We start from the raw sequence: 16,964 nt of genomic DNA, 5'->3' as shown, positions 1-16,964 counted from the left end.
TATTAATCCCCCTTCCTTAAGCTTCGCTGATTAAGTAATGTTAAAATCACAATAATGATAAAGATAATCACAGAAAGTGCTGAACTATAACCATAGTTATTAGTAATAAAAGCATTTTCATAAGCATATGTAATGATCGTATTCACATCTGCTCCTGTTTTGGCTCCAGTTTGCATTGTCATCAAGTATACGATATCAAATTGTTTAAAGGTTACAAAAGCAGTCATAATAATAGCTGGCATAACCAAAGGTTTTAATACCGGTACTGTAATATAAATAAGCTTCTGCCATTTATTAGCACCCTCTATTTCTGCGGATTCATAAAATCCTTTATCAATTCCTTGTAAACCACCATAAAACATTAAGATCATATAAGGCAGTGCCATCCATAAGTTAACAAAAAGACAAGAAATAAAAGCTATTAAATCTGTATTGAGCCAACCTACTTTTCCAAGTCCTAGCTTTACTAGGACTTGATTAAGTAGACCAAAATCATTTTGGAACATACCGAACTTCCAAATAAGTGCTGATATATAAGTAGGCATTGCCCAAGGTAGCATTAAAAGCGTTTTATAAACTCCCTTTCCTCTCAAACCTTCTGTATTAAGCAAAAGAGAAATACCTAGCGCAATCACTATTTGAAGTGTAAGATTTAAAATTGTCCATATAATTGTTCGGATTAATGCCGCTACAAAACCACCATCTAACACTGCGAAGGCTTTCAAATAATTAGTAAATCCTATAAAACGATAATCCTTCCAGTGCCATATATTCATATTGGTGAAGGATATAGCTACAGTATAGATAATTGGAAAAAATACAATAATCCCAATGATGAGCCAAGCAGAGCTAATGTATAAATAAGGCCCCACTTTTTGTTTAGAATTTTGCTTCATGCTATTCCTCCCCCTTTATTAACTATTGCATTGCTTTTATTTGATCTAAAGCTTCTTGTTGTGCTGCATCCATAATTGGCTTAGTACCTCCGCCACTCTTATAAATGGCAGCAAGTGCATTCTCTGTACAAGACCACATAACATCCATTTGAGGAATATTAGGCATTGGTACTGCATTTTCTGCACATTCCTTTAAGGTCATGATAATATCACTACTTTGAATCTCGGTATTGTTATAAGCCTCTTGATGAGCTGGTGCTGCTCCATTTTTAAGAGCAATAGCTTCACTTAAATCCTTTTGACATAAGAACTCAAGTACCTTCTTACCTGCTTCTTTATCTTTACAAGTAGTAGAAATCATAATACCTTGAACACCTGAATAAGGTTTTAATGCATTCCCATTACTACTTACGGTTGGCAGTGGTGAGACCCCAAGGTCAATACCTGCATCTTTTGCGCTTGCTACGAACCAAGGACCATTCACAATAGAAGCTGCTTTACCTTCCAAGAATAAAGTAGTTACTGTATTCCACTCACCATCAGTTGGCATGTATTGTACAAATTGTTTATGATAATCAATAGCTTCTTCCATTTCTGCTGTATTAAGACCTGGCTGTGCTTTATCATTAATAATACTTGCTCCAAATGCATGAGCCCATGCACTAAAGTAATAAGCCGTGCTATGTTGTTCTACAAAGCCATAAGAATCTCCTGTTGTTTTAGATTTAGCAAGCTCTAAAAGTTCATCAGTAGTAGTTGGTGCCTTATCTAATAAAGCTTTATTATACATAAACATAAGTGTTTCATAGTAAGCTGGGATTTGATAATGTTTACCATTATAAAGGCCTGCCTCTGCTGTCATTGGTAAGAATTTATCGTAAACACTTGGATCTAAGTAATTATCTATACTGTCAATAATATTCATTTCTGCAAACATGCCAATTTTATCATGAGCATACCAAATAAAATCCGGTGCATTGGATGGGTCTGCTGCACTAAGCTTTAAAGCTTCTGTCATATTTTCTTTTCGGACTACATTTACCTTAATGTCTGGAGCTAATTGATCTAGTTGTTCTTGAAGTACACTTGCTATTCCCTCTTCTGTTTCATGCCATAAAGTCAGTTCTACCGGTGCTTTTGTTTCCTCTGTTGGTGCTACACTTGCCTCTGCAGCGTTAGTAGGTTCACTACCTGTTTCCTTTGCAGTTTCCTTTCCACCACAAGCAGTTAAGCTCATAGTTATCATAAGTAAAGGAACTAACATTTTAAATTTCTTTTTCATTTTTACCCCTCCATTTTAGTATAATGTTTTCCTTGTTTTTTCTTAGGCCTAACTAATAACCACACTTGATAATCCTACATTTTCAAAAGCAAAACTTATGATGCATAGAATATTTTTAAGAAAACGTTTTCCTTGTTGATAATTTAGTTATACCACTCACTTTAGTGAATTGTCAATATATTTTAGATAATTTTCTTTATTTCTTAGTAAAATTATCTATATTTTCACATTAGTTTGACCGTAACCCTTGTATATGCTATACTGAATACCAAGGAAAACATTTTCCTATTTTATATAAGGAGACTCTCATATGTCTAAAATTACAATTAAAGAGGTCGCTAAAGCGGCTAATGTTTCCATTTCTACTGTATCCAAGGTAATGAGTGACGCTCCTACGATTTCAGATGCAACCAAAAAGCGAGTACGTGAAGTAATGGAAGAGCTCAATTACTATCCTAATATCATCGCCCGCAGCTTTGTGCAACAAAGCTCTAAAAATATCGGTATCGTTATGGAATTAAAGCGCCACTATGCTTTTTTAAATTCACATATTTATGAAATACTAGGCGGAATCGAGTCTATCTTGAGTCAAAATGGTTATAGCCTCACCTTACTTAACCCTTCTTCTTTAGGAGAGGGCTTAGAACCTTACGAAAAAATCATCCGTGAAAAGCGCGTAGATGGTCTCATTATACATGTAGCTAACCTTAACAAGGCTCTTTGCAAAAAGATGGATGCTCTCCATTTTCCTTATGTGGTCATCGGACAGCCAGCCTTTGAATCCAATCTTTGTTGGATTGATATTAATAACAAAACTGCTGGTGAAATAGCTGCTGCTCATTTACTAAGCGAAGGCTACACCAGACCTGCCTTTATTGGTGCTCCTCACGAAGATCACTTTTCTCATAATAGACAAATGGGTTTTTGCTCTGCCTTAGAGAAAAAAGGCCTTACTATCGACCCTGAGTATATTATGGAGGGCGAAACCTCTATCGAAAATAGTGGCAATATGATGAATGCCCTACTCGATTTACCCTCTCCACCAGATAGTGTAGTTTGTCTTAATAACTTCGTAGCTTTCGGTGTTATTCAGGCTATCAAAAAAAGGGGGCTTAAGATTCCTGAGGATGTGGCTCTTATTTCTTTTGATAACTATCCATTATCTATGTTTACAGAACCTCAGCTGAGCGTCGTTGATAATGATGTATTTGAATTAGGCTCTCATGCTGCCAATATTTTGTTAAATAAAATAGCTAATCCTAATTTACAAATGCAATACAGCATGCTCCTTCCTAACCTTATCGTTAGAGAATCTAGCAGAAAAGTAAACTAGCAAAAAAAGACATTGTAACAAGGTCTATACCTTATCACAATGTCTTTTTTATCTAATGACCTCTATGCATACTATGTCATTCTCTTTAAATCACAAAAACCAGGTAATACATCTCTAGATCATATCTTCTAGAAATCAAACATATCGAAGAAATTATTTTCTAGTTCTTCTCCTATGTAATCTACTGCATCTTCGGCAATACCCATGATGGAGTAATTAATATCATAAACATCAAATTTAACAACAAAAAATACACAAAATACCCCAACAGTAATCCATAATACCACTGGTTTAAAAATATTCATAATCGTATCAACAACTGGCACCTTAAGACTAAGTAGCCAATACATCACCATAAATAAAATACATGTAATCACTGCAATAATCATCGCATTTACTATAAGAGAACTATTTCCTGATTTTAGCACGAAACTATATTTCCCTCTGTCCATCTCAAGCATATCTCTATAATAACTATTAGTAGCTTGAAGATTTACACTCATTACATAACCCGCCATCTTAGATACCATTCCAAAACAAAAACCTAAGCCCAAACTCACTAAAGCTGATTCTTTAAACGCTACCTTCAATTCTAAATCTCTATCTTTAAAAAATTGATATGCTGCTGCTAAAATCATACAAGTAGTAATAATCACTGCTACAATCAGCCACCACTTCATAAAATTACTCATTTGTTCTTCCACGCCATACATCTCATACTTAATATTAGCCAGTGTCATCTTCAGCTTAATCACTGAATCTGAATTTACCACTACCTCTATAAGATCGAATCGTCCCATTAGTATTACTGAGATAAAGATTCCTGTCAAATATAAGATACCTACCAAAACAGCTAGTAAACTTGCTCCTTCCGGCATTTCTCCTACTTCCATAAGTACTTTTATCATTACACTAGTTGCCATTACAAAAGCAAACCCTACTACAATGAAAATAAGCTTTCTAATGATAGTCAAAATTGGACTTTGTTCATTAACCCCTTTACTTTTTATAATAATTTGTAATGTAAAGAATGTTATCATAAACACCATGAAGAAGGTAAAAAGCAACTGAATACCTGAGCCTACCTTAAAAATATCTTCTGGAGAACCAGAACCATAGCTATAGCCGTAAAGCTCTCTATAATTAGTACGTACGGATTTATTGAGAAGCATTCCTCCTAAAGTTACTACAACCCCTGTTATAGCAGCTATAATACCATTTCCAGATAAGGTCCTTTCCTTGCTAGATAATTTAAGTCTAATTTTTTCACTTATAATAAGTACAATTACTCCTAAAATTATGCCTACAAAAGGAAATGCAGCAGCTACTGTTCCCTTAATACCACCCACAGAAAGTACCCAGTTGACTTTTCCACCAAACAACATACTATAGGTCACTAAACTAAGATTACACACTGTATTAAAAAGATTTTTCTCTAGTGCACTTTCAAAAGTATATCCGCTATATTGACTTTCAAAGATAGCACTTTTTACCCCTGTCCCTATCAATAAACTTAACACTATCGCAATTGCTACTACGATAACAGAAAACAAAAGCCCTTGTTTTACCCACTTTACAGCTTCAGCAATTGTAAGCTTTTCAAAATTTAATTTATCTAATTTTATATTCTTTAAAGCTTCTTTACCTGGGAGTACATTTTTAACTGAAGCCCCTGTTTGTTTAAGCTGTTCCATTGTTTTGAAACCACTTTTTATTTTTGCCTCTACCTTTACACTACTTTCCCCACAAGCTTCGCAATATCTTCCCTGTACTGCCGCACCACAACTTCTACAGAAATTAAAGTTTGTTTCTACTGCTTGTATTGGAAGTGTTCCTTGTTGCACCCTCGACCCGCAATTACCACAGTATTGATTGGATTCCTCTATTTGTGTCCCACATTTATTACAAAACATTTTGGTCTCCTCCCTATTCTGCTGATTTTTCTAAACTGAAGTGACTACTTTGTTTCGTACCACATACTACGCAGTAGTTTTGTTCTGCTTTCATTGGAGTGCCACAACAATGACACTTAGCTATATAAGCTGCAAAATATTCCTTAACTGCAAAGCCACATTTACTACAGAACATAGCATCAGCTTGTAATGCTTCATGACACTGAGGACAACAACTTATATCCACAGCATTAGAAGTTTTACTAATTTGAATATCTGCTTTTTTGATTTCTTCTGATAAGCTTCTTAATTTGTCGGAAATGGTCATACTTCCCCCACGTACTAAATTGTGTGTTTCTTCCCCTAACGCTACTAATAAATTCAGGCGTTTCTCCTTTAATTCATTCATGTTTAACCCATGTTCCATTTTACTTCCTCCTTATTTTTTACATCTCTCATATACCTTAAATTAATACTATCCTAAAACCTATTGATAAGATACTGGTTTTTTATTGTTGGATTGGTAACCATCCATAGTCATCATTACCTTGGTAGGTATAGCTAATCTCTACCCAAATAACCGAAGTATCATAGTCAATGTGATAGTTAGTTACTGGCCACGTTTTATCTTTATTCGTATAAAGGGTTGTTTGTGTACTATAATCATAAGTCGTATAAATATATGTATTGGCCGGTATAAAGGCCCCATAATTGTAATAACCTTCAGCTGTAGACTCAAGCGTTTCTCTTCTTATCCTTTCTGCTTCTGCAGCTCGTCTTTCCTCTGCAACTATTGCTTGTTCTTCAAGCTTTTGATTAAAGTCATCTTCAGAAATACTCTCTAGAGGATACACATATCCAGCTCCTACTGTTATTGTAAATGTGTCATCTTCTAATTTATTAAAGGTTATTTCATCTCCAAAGAAATTAGCTAAATAACTATCATCAACTAATGTTGCATCTAAACTATATCTTCCATAGGAATTGTACTTCGGATATACACTACTCAATCTCTCTCCATCTGTATAAGCTATAAATTCGCCATCTTCTTCTATTTTAATAAGTGTTTCTAATTCCTCACAAGCATAGTATCCAACCAATTCTTCATAGCTCATTTTGCGTTCATACTCTAAATCATTAATGACAAAGGCATCATATACGTTTATGTCTTCTAATATAACCTCTTCACCTTTTTTAGTATCATAACGCATTAAGCTTACTTTTTCTTTTCCATCTACTGTTTCTTCTGTTAGATAAGTAATATATCGACCAAACTCTGATATAGAATAATCTTCACCTAATTGGTCTGTAATTAAAATAGCTTCTGGCAATGCTTCTAGTTTTTCTATGTTAATTCCCTCTTGAATGAAAAGTTCACCTTCATAAGTCATATAATAGACATGTTCATTAAAAGCTTCTTCAAACATGACACTACTATCTATTTTTTCCTTCTCATCTTCCCTTAATAAGTATAAATCATCATTTATATCTCTGGCTACAACACTTTTCCCATTAGGACTTACACTATAATTTACAACATCTCCTAATAGTTTATTAACTTTGCAATCATCTATCACTTTTTCAAAATAAGTTCGATCTGCAAGCGCCTTCTTATTTATCTCCGGCACATCTATGCTATAAAGCTCATCTTCAGTATTTAAATAATATACTTTATTTGCATCTTCACTATAAGTACACTCTTTAACCTTATCAACTAATTGTACTTCTTCTTGACCTGGAAGTTTAATATAGATTTGCTTCACATCATCCAAATCCTCTGATGCATTAAATAGTACAGCTTGGCTTTCCTTTATATAAACAGCATTCCATATATCCACAGCATTATGATTTAACTTTTCTTTTTCCATTCCATCTTTAGTTTCTCTATAAAGATAACAAGTTGGATTATAGAAGTCATTGGTTGCCAAGAAATAATAGTCTGAATCTAATATATTGAAACCTACAACATCAGTTGCTATTCTATTTCTTTCTGTACGATTAACAAGCTTATAAAACTTTTTATCATTATCTATGTAATAAAAATCATCTGTACTTGCATCATAATATACAGCTTCAGTCCAATCCTCTACAAGTAATTCCTTGGTGTCTTTTTCTGTATCATAAATATAAGTGTTTTGATCCCCTGAAGATGTATTTTCTATAAAAATAATAAACCTACTTGTTTCTTCAAAATAATAATACGAAGAATCTTCACTTATAACCTTAGGTTTCTCGCCTGATTTAGCATACTGTAAGCGGTCATCTTCATCTAAGTAAACGATATCGCCAGTTTTAGGAGAGACAATAAAAGAATCTAAGTCGAATCCCTCACCTAACTTTTTCTTTTCTTCTCCTATTTTTTGAGTATACACATCACCATAGTTTCCTGATTCCCACTGTATGAAATTGACACCAAAAACAGTATTAGGATCATAGCTTTCTTCATAAGTCTTAGCTTGATTTCCTGTGTTTTGTGCTAAATAAAATGCGCCTACTCCTATTCCTGCCCCTCCAACAACTAAACCTAACAAGATAGCAGCTATTTTTAGTTTACCTTTTTTCCCTTTTCTTTCTTCTTCCTTAGTGGTAGCCTCAGATACTGCAACTCCTTGCTCGGACATAGCAAGTTCACCAGGCTCATTAGTTACGGCTACAGTCTCTGGTTCTCCAGATATTTTAGTTTCACTTTTCACCTGCTCCTGTACCTGAGTAAGCTCCGATTCTTTAGCTAGTGTAATTATAGCTTCCTCTGCTTCTAGCCTTTTACCACAATAGACGCAGAATACATAGCTATTATCATTTTCTTTACCACAAAATCGACACTTCATCCTATCCCTCCATAAGTTTAGTAAGCTTACTTTTTTCGACAATCACCTAATATTATATCAATTCTTATAATTTTTGTCACTCTTACCAAACTAAACAATAGTGCCATTTCAATTTTTTTCTACATTTTTCTACACACAAAAAGAAAATACCATAATAGTAATCTATTCATCACCATTATGGTATTTTCTTTTTGTATATAGAATACATTATCTTGCAACATTGGCTTCTTCAACCACTACCCCTTTTTTCTGAGAAATAAACCAGTAAGGAAGTGCTACGAATATAGCTCCACCCAATATATTACCTATAATAACTGGAATAAGGTTAGAAAGATAACCTCCCCAATTTACAGTCTCTGTCGCATATGGTGAAAAAATGCCTAAAGCCAATAAAGTCATATTAGCTACACTATGTTCTAAACCTATACCTATAAAAGCAAATAAGCACCACCAAATCATAATTAATTTACCTGATTCAGATTGTAACTTCTGTGCACACCACAAAGATAAGCAGACACAAATATTACAAAGAACACCTCTAAAAACTAGAGCCGAAAAAGACGGTGCAATTTTCCCTGCGCTCATAGTTACCACAAATTTGCCAAACACCTCTCCATCTAAAAGTCCAGTGAGTTTCATAAGATATGCAATAAGCAATGAACCACAAAGATTCCCCAGTATATTAACACACCATACATAGATTACCTCTCCCCATTTAACCGTTTTCTGCAAACCACCCACAGTTAAAAACAAGGTGTTTCCTGTAAACAAATCACAGCCACACATTACTACTAATGATAAAGCAATCCCGAAGGAGGCACCCATTACCAGCTTTGTTAATCCACCTAAGTATTCGCTATTTGCAATAGGAGCACCTATGGAAAAAATAAGGGAAATACCTAGCCCTATAAATGCACCTGCAAACATAGAATAAATAAAACATTTAATAAAACTTTCTTTAGCAAAATCAACTTTTACTTTAGCTAAATTTGCTATTTTATTTATCGTTACTAGTTCCATACTTTTCCCTCCTATATGATAAACTCAGCTAGAAAATGTTTTCTACCTGAGTTATAAGTATTTTACCAAGGGTATTTACCTTGCTTACTGTAAGGCAGTAACTTACCATTCCAAGTAATGATAACACGGTCTCCCTTTGGATCTTTTTGAATATCCACATCTATCCCAAAATCAATGGCACTCATAATACCATTTCCACCCTTCTCATGAATAATCTCTTTGATAGCTGGACCATATGTATCAAGTACCTCATGTAGTCTATATAAGATAGGGTCTGTATTTCCTTTATAGGGATGGTTGTTTAATACACCCACAGTCTCCATTGTTAAGCCTAAGGCTTCAGCAATCTTAGTACAATACTCTTCCGGAACCCATTGTTGTCCCTTTAAGGCACTTGTAAGCCAAACCTTATTAACACCTACCTTTTCTGCTAATGCTTCAAAAGTTAAACCCTTTTCTTTCCTTGCTTTATCTATACTTGCTAATTCCTCTGCATATTGAACTCTTTCTAAATAATCAGCATTTGACATTGGCATCATTGACATAACCATTCCTCCTATTAGCTCAAGATTAATTTATTTCATCGTTGGCCAACGAACGAAAAAATGGCAATGGTATCCAGGATTAACCTAGGCGCCATTGCCATTTGTTACGTTTAGTATAGTCTCTCTTTTTTCAAAAATCTATATATATTTTTTACAAATTTATAAATAAATCGACATATTTTTCTATTAATTTTTGATTTTATGCCACATGCAAAGCACGAGGTTCCTTTAAAATATTGAGCTGACCATCCACTTGTTTTTTTCTAATGATAAAGAAAATCACAAAGGTAATCATTTCTGCAACAGGCAGCACTAGCCATACCCCTAATTCTCCCCATAGTTTTGGAAGTATTAAAAGCAATATAAAGATTAGCCCTATGCCCCTTGTAAAAGACATAATTCCTGAATAAATAGGTCTTTCCAAGGACTGAAAATAATACATAAGAATTGTATTTAATCCCATAAAAGAAAAAGACATTAAATAAGTGCAAATAGCAACCTGTCCTTGCTTAATAATATGTATATCAGAATCCACTAACCAGGCTGTTATTTGTCCTGAAAACAGCCCTATAACAATCCAAGTTATAAGACCCGCCACTCCAGCTACCCACATGGCATAACGATGAGCTACTTTAACTGTATCGTACTCTTTAAGCCCATAATGCATGCTGACAATAGGCTGACTAGCTTGTGCCATTCCTCCAAACATGCCTTTTGCAATAAAGGCTATATTAGAAATAACACTATAAATAGCTACCGCAGTAGCTCCGCTAATCTTCATAAGCGCTATATTAATCATAAAAATAGTCATGCCTGTAGAAATCTCTAATATACAAGCGCCACCACCATTATTAAACATTCGCTTAAAGAGCTCTTTATCCCAAAAATCTTTAATGAAACTTACGGAATTCTTTTTTAATATGAAATGGAACCATAAAATCACCATACTAATAGAAAATCCAATAGCTGTAGCAAGACCAGCTCCAAAAGTACCCATCTTCATTGGTATAATAAATATATAATCTAAGGCAATATTAATCAAATTCCCAATAATACCAGCTATCATTACCAAATTAGGGTTACCATCGCTTCTTACTAATACTGTCAAAACACCACTAAACATATAAAATAAAACACCCCAAGTAACAGGTCTTAAATACCCTATGGCTTGCTCTAAAATCTCCTTATTAGCCCCTAAGATAGTAGCTATGGGTTTAACAAAAATAATGCTTAGCACCATTAAGGTACTGCCAATAATGCCTATACTTACAACAGCCATGGTTAAAACCTTACTAGCTGCTTTACCATCTCCCTCTCCCCTACAAATAGTCATTGTAACCGAAGCACCTACTCCGATTAAAATGGCAATACACGAATAAATCGTGAAAATAGGTAGCGAAATATTAAGAGCTGCTAACCCATCACTCCCTACACCTAAAGATACAAATAATACATCCGCCAAACAATATAAGCTATAAGTTACCATTCCCACGACAGTAGGTAATAAGTAGCTTAAATAGCTTCTCCAAACTTCTTTATTAGTCTTACATACTGCTCCCATATTACATACTCCTACTCTACAAAATACTCCAAAATTTTACTCACCAGACTATTGTAGAACTTCGTTTCATCAAATTCAAGCTTATCTTTTTATAAATTCAACCCCACTACTTTTATGCAAGTAATGAAAATGCATTCTTTTTCAAAATAAAACGGTCGATTTAAGAAGTGGCTTATTGCTTCTTAAGTCGACCGTTTCTTTATTATTTTATAGAGGAGTGTATGAAAAAGTAATATTTCTTACTTGTTATTAGTCTACAGTCCTAAAGTGATGGTTTTATGATAAGTTAGTGTTTATTATTAGATTTTTTATAAAACCCTAGAAATTTTTAGTGATTCTCAAATTCTTCTATGCTTTCTTTCTTACCAATCACAATAATAATATCATCCTTTGAAAACTTATACTGAGGGCTAATTTCTGTAACAATATTATTCCCTTGTTCAATAGCAATAATATTAAGATTATACTGTTTACGAATATCTAATTGTCCAATAGACTTATTAACCCATTTATCTAATATTTTTATTTCGGAAATTTCTATACCACCATTCAAGGAAAGGTAGTCAAGTACATTAGCAGCTACTATTCTCTTAGCTACTCTTAAGGCCATATCTCTTTCCGGATAAACAACTTCCGCTCCAAGCTTCTCTAGTACACAGCCTTGTTCATAGCTAACAGACTTTGCAATAACTTTAGGTACTCCTAAACTCACTACATTTAAGGTGGTTAAGATACTGACATCTATTTTCTCACTAATACACACAACAACCACTTCACAATTCTGAATACCTGCCTCTTGTAAGGTTTCTTTTGTGAAATTATCTACTACAAAAGCATATTCTGTGTAATTTCTAATTTCTTTAATCTTAGCTTCGCTCTCATCAACAGCTAATACTTCCTTACCTAGTTCACAAAGTCTCTGTGCTAGTGCCATTCCAAATCTACCTAAACCAATAATACCTATTGCTCCATTTTTCTTATTTAAATTATTAAACATCGCCTATTCTCCTATCCGATTGTAATAAGTCCTTCTGAATACTTCACACTTGCTTTTTCTTTAGTAAACCATAAAGAAGCAACTGTCAGTGGACCTATTCTTCCTATGTACATAATGATAATTAAAACAATTTTACTTGGCCCAGTTAAACCTGGCGTAATTCCTGTAGATAACCCCACAGTACCAAAGGCCGAAGTCACCTCAAATATATTTTGTACAAACGTGTTTTCTGGTTCAAAAACGCAAAGTGCAAAAGTTCCAGCTACGACTATTCCTAATGAAAGTAGTGTGATCATAAAGGCTTTCATAATCGCCTCACAAGGAATACTTCTTTTAAAAGCCTGACAGTGTTGGTTGGTTGCTGTACTTTTTAAAGATTGAATTAAAACAAACAAAGTAGTCGTTTTAATACCACCTCCTGTAGAGCCTGGTGAAGCTCCTATAAACATGAGTACAATGAGCACTAATAAACCAGCATTAGTAAAGTCTCCAAGAGGGTATGTACTAAAGCCTGCCGTTCTAGCAGAAGTACTGTTAAAGAAAGCTGCCAGCCAAGGAATATCTTCTGTCCATTTCAAAAGGAGTGTACCTATTAAAAGTAAACTGCCTGTCATTGTTAAAACCACCTTAGAGTGAAAGGTTAGCTTTTTAAAAGAACGATTCTTAGCCACATCAATAATAACAAGGAACCCAAGTCCTCCAAAAATAATAAGACCACAAGTCGTTAAGTTTAAAAGAACATTGTCCTTATAAGGAGATAAGTTCTGCAAATTACCAAGAATATCAAAACCTGAATTGTTAAAAGCAGCAATTGAATGAAATACACTAATTCCAATAGCATCCCATGTGTTATAATCTGCTCTAAAAACGATAAAACTTAGCACGGCACCTGCTAATTCAAATCCAAGTGTCATTAAAAGTACCGCTTTTACTAACCTTACAATCCCCTGAAAAGAATTTAAATTCAAAGCTTCTCTTACCAAAGTTCTCTGTTTAAGCCCTACCCTTTTACCCGCAATTAAAATAATACCTACACCAATAGAAGTTACTCCCAAGCCTCCTATTTGTATAAGTAAAGCTACTATTGTTCGTCCAAAAACATTGAAGGTGTCTGCCGTATCAATAGCAATAAGTCCCGTCACACACACAGCACTAGTTGAAGTAAACAACGCATCTAAAAAAGAAACCTCCACTCCTTCATTTGCAAAAATCGGTAGACTTAATAAAATTGCTCCTATTAAAATCACCATGATAAAACCCAATGCAATTATTTTTGCTGGAGCAATCTTTTTAAGATCATTCCTATTCATAGCCATTCTCCTTTTCATATAAAATGTTTCAATAATATTTACGTAAAAAGACATACCTTACCCCCTACTCAGCGCAAGTTATGCCTTGAATTTTTAAGTGTATTAAGTCCAATAATCTTTTTCTTCATTTAAAACAATATCACTATCCTACCTTTTATTAATACCTGATAAGTTAATCGTTATTTATAATTATAGAGAACATTATATACGCATTATTATATAAAGCAATAATTATTTTTAGAAATTAACAATATCTTTATATTACATTTTATAGTCTATAAAAATAAATTTTTATTTTTAATTTAACACAAATTTTACACGACATTGATAGATACCTTCTCTTAATCTTTGATAAATTAAGGATGAGATTCATGACTTAAATGGCGATTATGTAATTATTCTAGCGAGAAAAGCTGCCGAAATATAATACTAGTTATCACTTAAAGTAAAAGAACAAATTTATTTATATTTAACATTCTTGCCCTTAATTTTTCATCTTGTAGCAAAAATTTACCCATTTTGAGCAAATTTATTTATTCCTTTTGTTTTTTTATATATACTTCTATTTGTAATACCCTTTCGCTAACTTATCAGGTACAAGATAAGTAGCATGTATAATGCAAATAAAGACACTAGTAGTTACCCCTAAACCTCTTCTGCTGGTGTTTTTATTTGTAGCCTCTGCTCTATTCAACTATTTTTTTTATTATTTTACAACAAAAAGAGACAAGTATGTCTTGTTCATACTTGTCTTTTTTCATTCAACTTTACTTTTAAATCTTTAAATATCTCCAGCTACCCCTAGCTCTATTCTTTCTTCTCCCAATCTTGCTGAAAAATTAAAAAGTATTAAGCCTAGTATAAAAATAATAGCAATCACGCTAACTCCTACATTGACACTCCCTGAAAGCTGACTAGCCACACCCACTACAGTCGTTCCTAAAAAAGAAGCACCTTTTCCACAAATATCAAGGATGCCAAAATACTCTCCTGACTTTTCTGCTGGAATAATCTTAGCGAAGTAAGATCTAGATAAAGCTTGAATACCGCCCTGAAACATTCCTACACAGATAGCCAATATCCAAAAATGTAGCTGTGTCGTCATAAATAATGCAAAAATAGCAATTCCCGTATAAGCTAAAATACATATAGTAATCAATTTGCGAGCAGCATATTTCTTTGCTAATCGCCCAAAGATAAGGGAACATGGAAAAGCTACTAATTGAGTTGTAAGTAGAGCCAGTAAAAGTCCTGTACTATCGAGGCCCAAAGCCTGCCCGTAGGCTGTTGCCATATCAATAATAGTATATACCCCATCAATATAGAAGAAGAAAGCTAAAAGGAAAAATAATAACCTTTTATCTTGCTTGATTGTTTTTAACGTTTTTCCTAGTCTTATAAAACTTTGCTTGATAGCAGCTTTCTCACGTTCTACATAATATTTTTGCTTGTAATTTTTGAGAAGCGGCAAAGTTACACCTACCCACCAAAGAGCTACCATAATCAAACTAATGGTCATAGCAAGCTGCATCGTAATCCCTATTTTTTCTGCACCCAATACCAAGCCTAAGCTTATAACAAAAGGTATACAGCTTCCAATATAGCCCCAAGCAAACCCCTGAGCTGATACTTGATCCATTCTATCTTCTGTCGTGACATCCGTTAACATAGCATCATAGAAAACAAGGCTAGATGAAAATCCTGTCTTGGCAATGATAAAAACAATTAAAAAAGCTAACCAGGAACTCATTACCCCCAACAAACTACAAGCTATAACGCCTACTAAAAGCGCTACTATAAAAATAGGCTTTTTAAAATTTTTGGTATCTGCCAGTGTCCCACAGATAGGTCCTATAAAAGCAACTAATAAAGTGGCAATTGAAGCTGCATAACCCCAATACGCTAAATAATCTACTGCAGATAATCCCTCTAAACCAGCTAAATAGTTAAAGTAAATGGGAATAATCGTAGAAACCATTAAAATAAATGCTGAATTTCCTACATCATACAAAATCCACGCCTTTTCAAGCTTAGTTAATTTAAACGGCATAGTTTGCCTCCTTCTCTCTTTGGCCCCCAAAGGTTATTTGATATTTTTCACTAAGCAATGACTCATTATCTATACTTTCATAATATTCTATAATTAATTCCACAGCAATAGCTATTGCTTCATCGTATAAACTTTTTAACTTTTGGTTACTATCCATACACTTTGGATTAGGTATCTCACTAACAAGTAACTCTTTCATTTTTTCAAAATGCCCAGATAATTTAAGTATGCTATAAACAAAAAAGCGTTTAAATTTATTAGGCATCATCAAGAAACTACTATATCTTTTCATAGAGGAAAGTGCCCTTATAATTTCCTTAGGCGTCGCACCTATAAAATACGGAGCTATAACCTTGGCATAGTCTTCATTCACACAAATATGTTTAGTTAAATCTTGCTTGAGAGGATCTTTTCCATCCTCTTCTAATAAAAAGCGATCAAACTCTATTTCTATCTCCATATGTCCTATGCCACTCTCAGCTATTTTTTCATCTACATAGCCATGGCACACACTATCTAGGACAAAGTGGCAGATAAAACCATATAAATAAGCTAATCTCACTTGCTTTTGCCCACTTTTTCTAGTAATAGCCCTAGCCTTCTCAAAAAATCCCGAGCCTGTACGGTCATGAATCCATGCTCCTTCTTGATTAATAACATTTGTTTCTAAAGGCTTATAATAAAATAACAAATCTGGCCCATGAAGCCCTATCTTATAAAGCGGCATATAAGGGTTAATTTCCTTAACTAGCTCCTTAGGAAGTTCTTTAAATACATCTTTTCCAAATTTGTAGTGTGCATAGGTTGATGGCATGATATACTCCTCCTATTTCCCTGTTATTAATTGCATCTTATCTCTCCTCCTTGCTTTTTACTAGCACGTCCCTGTAAAAGTTGAGTTAAAATTACATTAAAAAAGTGCTATCGCCAGATTGCAATAACACTAAGTATTTTCCTTTTCATTTTTTCTCTAACACATCAGTAAGCTTTGTAATACTTTTTGTAAGCTCCTCCATCTTGCCTTCTAACCTTACTAATAAGTACATTGAAACGACAATAGGAAATCCTACATTACCGATTTGAACTAATAATTCTTCCATCAAGAATCACCTCCTTTACTTATATATATGTAGCCCAAAAGGTGACTCCCCTAACTTCATTTGTTAATCTTTTATTTTTATGCAAAATATTTTGAATCAATATTTTTTTAATATAAATTTACCCTTGCTCCAGCTTAATTTAGCATTTTA

14 protein-coding genes are annotated in these 16,964 nt (G+C 33.9%); 1 reads left to right on the top strand and 13 read right to left on the bottom strand.

Annotation, left to right across the window (positions count from 1 at the left end; all coding sequences use genetic code 11):
- Positions 1-2 precede the first annotated feature (2 nt).
- Positions 3-896 (bottom strand): carbohydrate ABC transporter permease, encoded by an 894-nt coding sequence (locus EKH84_RS04835; RefSeq protein ID WP_127065387.1) that lies wholly within the window; start codon positions 894-896, stop codon positions 3-5.
- Positions 897-918: 22 nt separating this feature from the next.
- Positions 919-2,178: an extracellular solute-binding protein gene (locus tag EKH84_RS04830; RefSeq protein WP_127065386.1), complete on the bottom strand. Its 1,260-nt coding sequence runs from the start codon at positions 2,176-2,178 to the stop codon at positions 919-921.
- Positions 2,179-2,488: 310 nt separating this feature from the next.
- Here EKH84_RS04830 and EKH84_RS04825 point away from each other — a divergent pair, with 310 nt between their 5' ends.
- Entirely contained in the window at positions 2,489-3,511 is a 1,023-nt protein-coding gene (locus EKH84_RS04825; RefSeq protein ID WP_127065385.1) for a LacI family DNA-binding transcriptional regulator, read from the top strand.
- A 128-nt stretch (positions 3,512-3,639) separates the two neighbouring features.
- Here EKH84_RS04825 and EKH84_RS04820 read toward each other — a convergent pair whose 3' ends face one another.
- The 11 genes from EKH84_RS04820 to EKH84_RS04770 form a co-directional block, all read right to left on the bottom strand.
- The gene (locus EKH84_RS04820; protein ID WP_127065384.1) at positions 3,640-5,424 is read right to left on the bottom strand and encodes a zinc ribbon domain-containing protein; all 1,785 of its coding nucleotides are present in this window, start codon (positions 5,422-5,424) and stop codon (positions 3,640-3,642) included.
- 13 nt (positions 5,425-5,437) lie between these two features.
- Positions 5,438-5,830: a zinc ribbon domain-containing protein gene (locus EKH84_RS04815; RefSeq protein ID WP_127065383.1), complete on the bottom strand. Its 393-nt coding sequence runs from the start codon at positions 5,828-5,830 to the stop codon at positions 5,438-5,440.
- Between the two features lie 82 nt (positions 5,831-5,912).
- Complete coding sequence (locus EKH84_RS04810) at positions 5,913-8,231, bottom strand: zinc ribbon domain-containing protein (protein WP_127065382.1); 2,319 nt, start codon at positions 8,229-8,231, stop codon at positions 5,913-5,915.
- A gap of 207 nt (positions 8,232-8,438) precedes the next feature.
- On the bottom strand, positions 8,439-9,251 hold the full coding sequence (locus EKH84_RS04805; RefSeq protein ID WP_127065381.1) for a formate/nitrite transporter family protein: 813 nt from the start codon (positions 9,249-9,251) through the stop codon (positions 8,439-8,441).
- Between the two features lie 62 nt (positions 9,252-9,313).
- Positions 9,314-9,796 (bottom strand): cyanase, encoded by a 483-nt coding sequence (gene cynS, locus EKH84_RS04800; protein WP_013655341.1) that lies wholly within the window; start codon positions 9,794-9,796, stop codon positions 9,314-9,316.
- 199 nt (positions 9,797-9,995) lie between these two features.
- Positions 9,996-11,357 (bottom strand): MATE family efflux transporter, encoded by a 1,362-nt coding sequence (locus EKH84_RS04795; protein WP_127065380.1) that lies wholly within the window; start codon positions 11,355-11,357, stop codon positions 9,996-9,998.
- A 328-nt stretch (positions 11,358-11,685) separates the two neighbouring features.
- Positions 11,686-12,354 (bottom strand): potassium channel family protein, encoded by a 669-nt coding sequence (locus EKH84_RS04790; RefSeq protein ID WP_013655334.1) that lies wholly within the window; start codon positions 12,352-12,354, stop codon positions 11,686-11,688.
- Between the two features lie 11 nt (positions 12,355-12,365).
- Positions 12,366-13,664 carry a TrkH family potassium uptake protein gene (locus EKH84_RS04785; protein WP_127065379.1) on the bottom strand — a complete coding sequence of 433 codons (1,299 nt, stop codon included), beginning with the start codon at positions 13,662-13,664 and terminating at the stop codon, positions 12,366-12,368.
- Positions 13,665-14,445: 781 nt separating this feature from the next.
- On the bottom strand, positions 14,446-15,714 hold the full coding sequence (locus tag EKH84_RS04780; RefSeq protein ID WP_013655332.1) for an MFS transporter: 1,269 nt from the start codon (positions 15,712-15,714) through the stop codon (positions 14,446-14,448).
- Positions 15,704-16,528, bottom strand: a complete 825-nt coding sequence (locus EKH84_RS04775; protein WP_127065378.1) for a zinc dependent phospholipase C family protein — start codon at positions 16,526-16,528, stop codon at positions 15,704-15,706. The genes EKH84_RS04780 and EKH84_RS04775 overlap by 11 nt, the downstream gene beginning before the upstream one ends.
- A gap of 145 nt (positions 16,529-16,673) precedes the next feature.
- Positions 16,674-16,814 carry a YvrJ family protein gene (locus tag EKH84_RS04770; RefSeq protein WP_013655330.1) on the bottom strand — a complete coding sequence of 47 codons (141 nt, stop codon included), beginning with the start codon at positions 16,812-16,814 and terminating at the stop codon, positions 16,674-16,676.
- Between the last annotated feature and the right edge of the window lie 150 nt (positions 16,815-16,964).

This window comes from Cellulosilyticum sp. WCF-2, assembly GCF_003990395.1.
Lineage (GTDB): Bacteria > Bacillota > Clostridia > Lachnospirales > Cellulosilyticaceae > Cellulosilyticum > Cellulosilyticum lentocellum.
The sequence above is the reverse complement of the archived record's forward strand: the minus strand, read 5'-3'. Positions and strand labels throughout refer to the sequence as shown.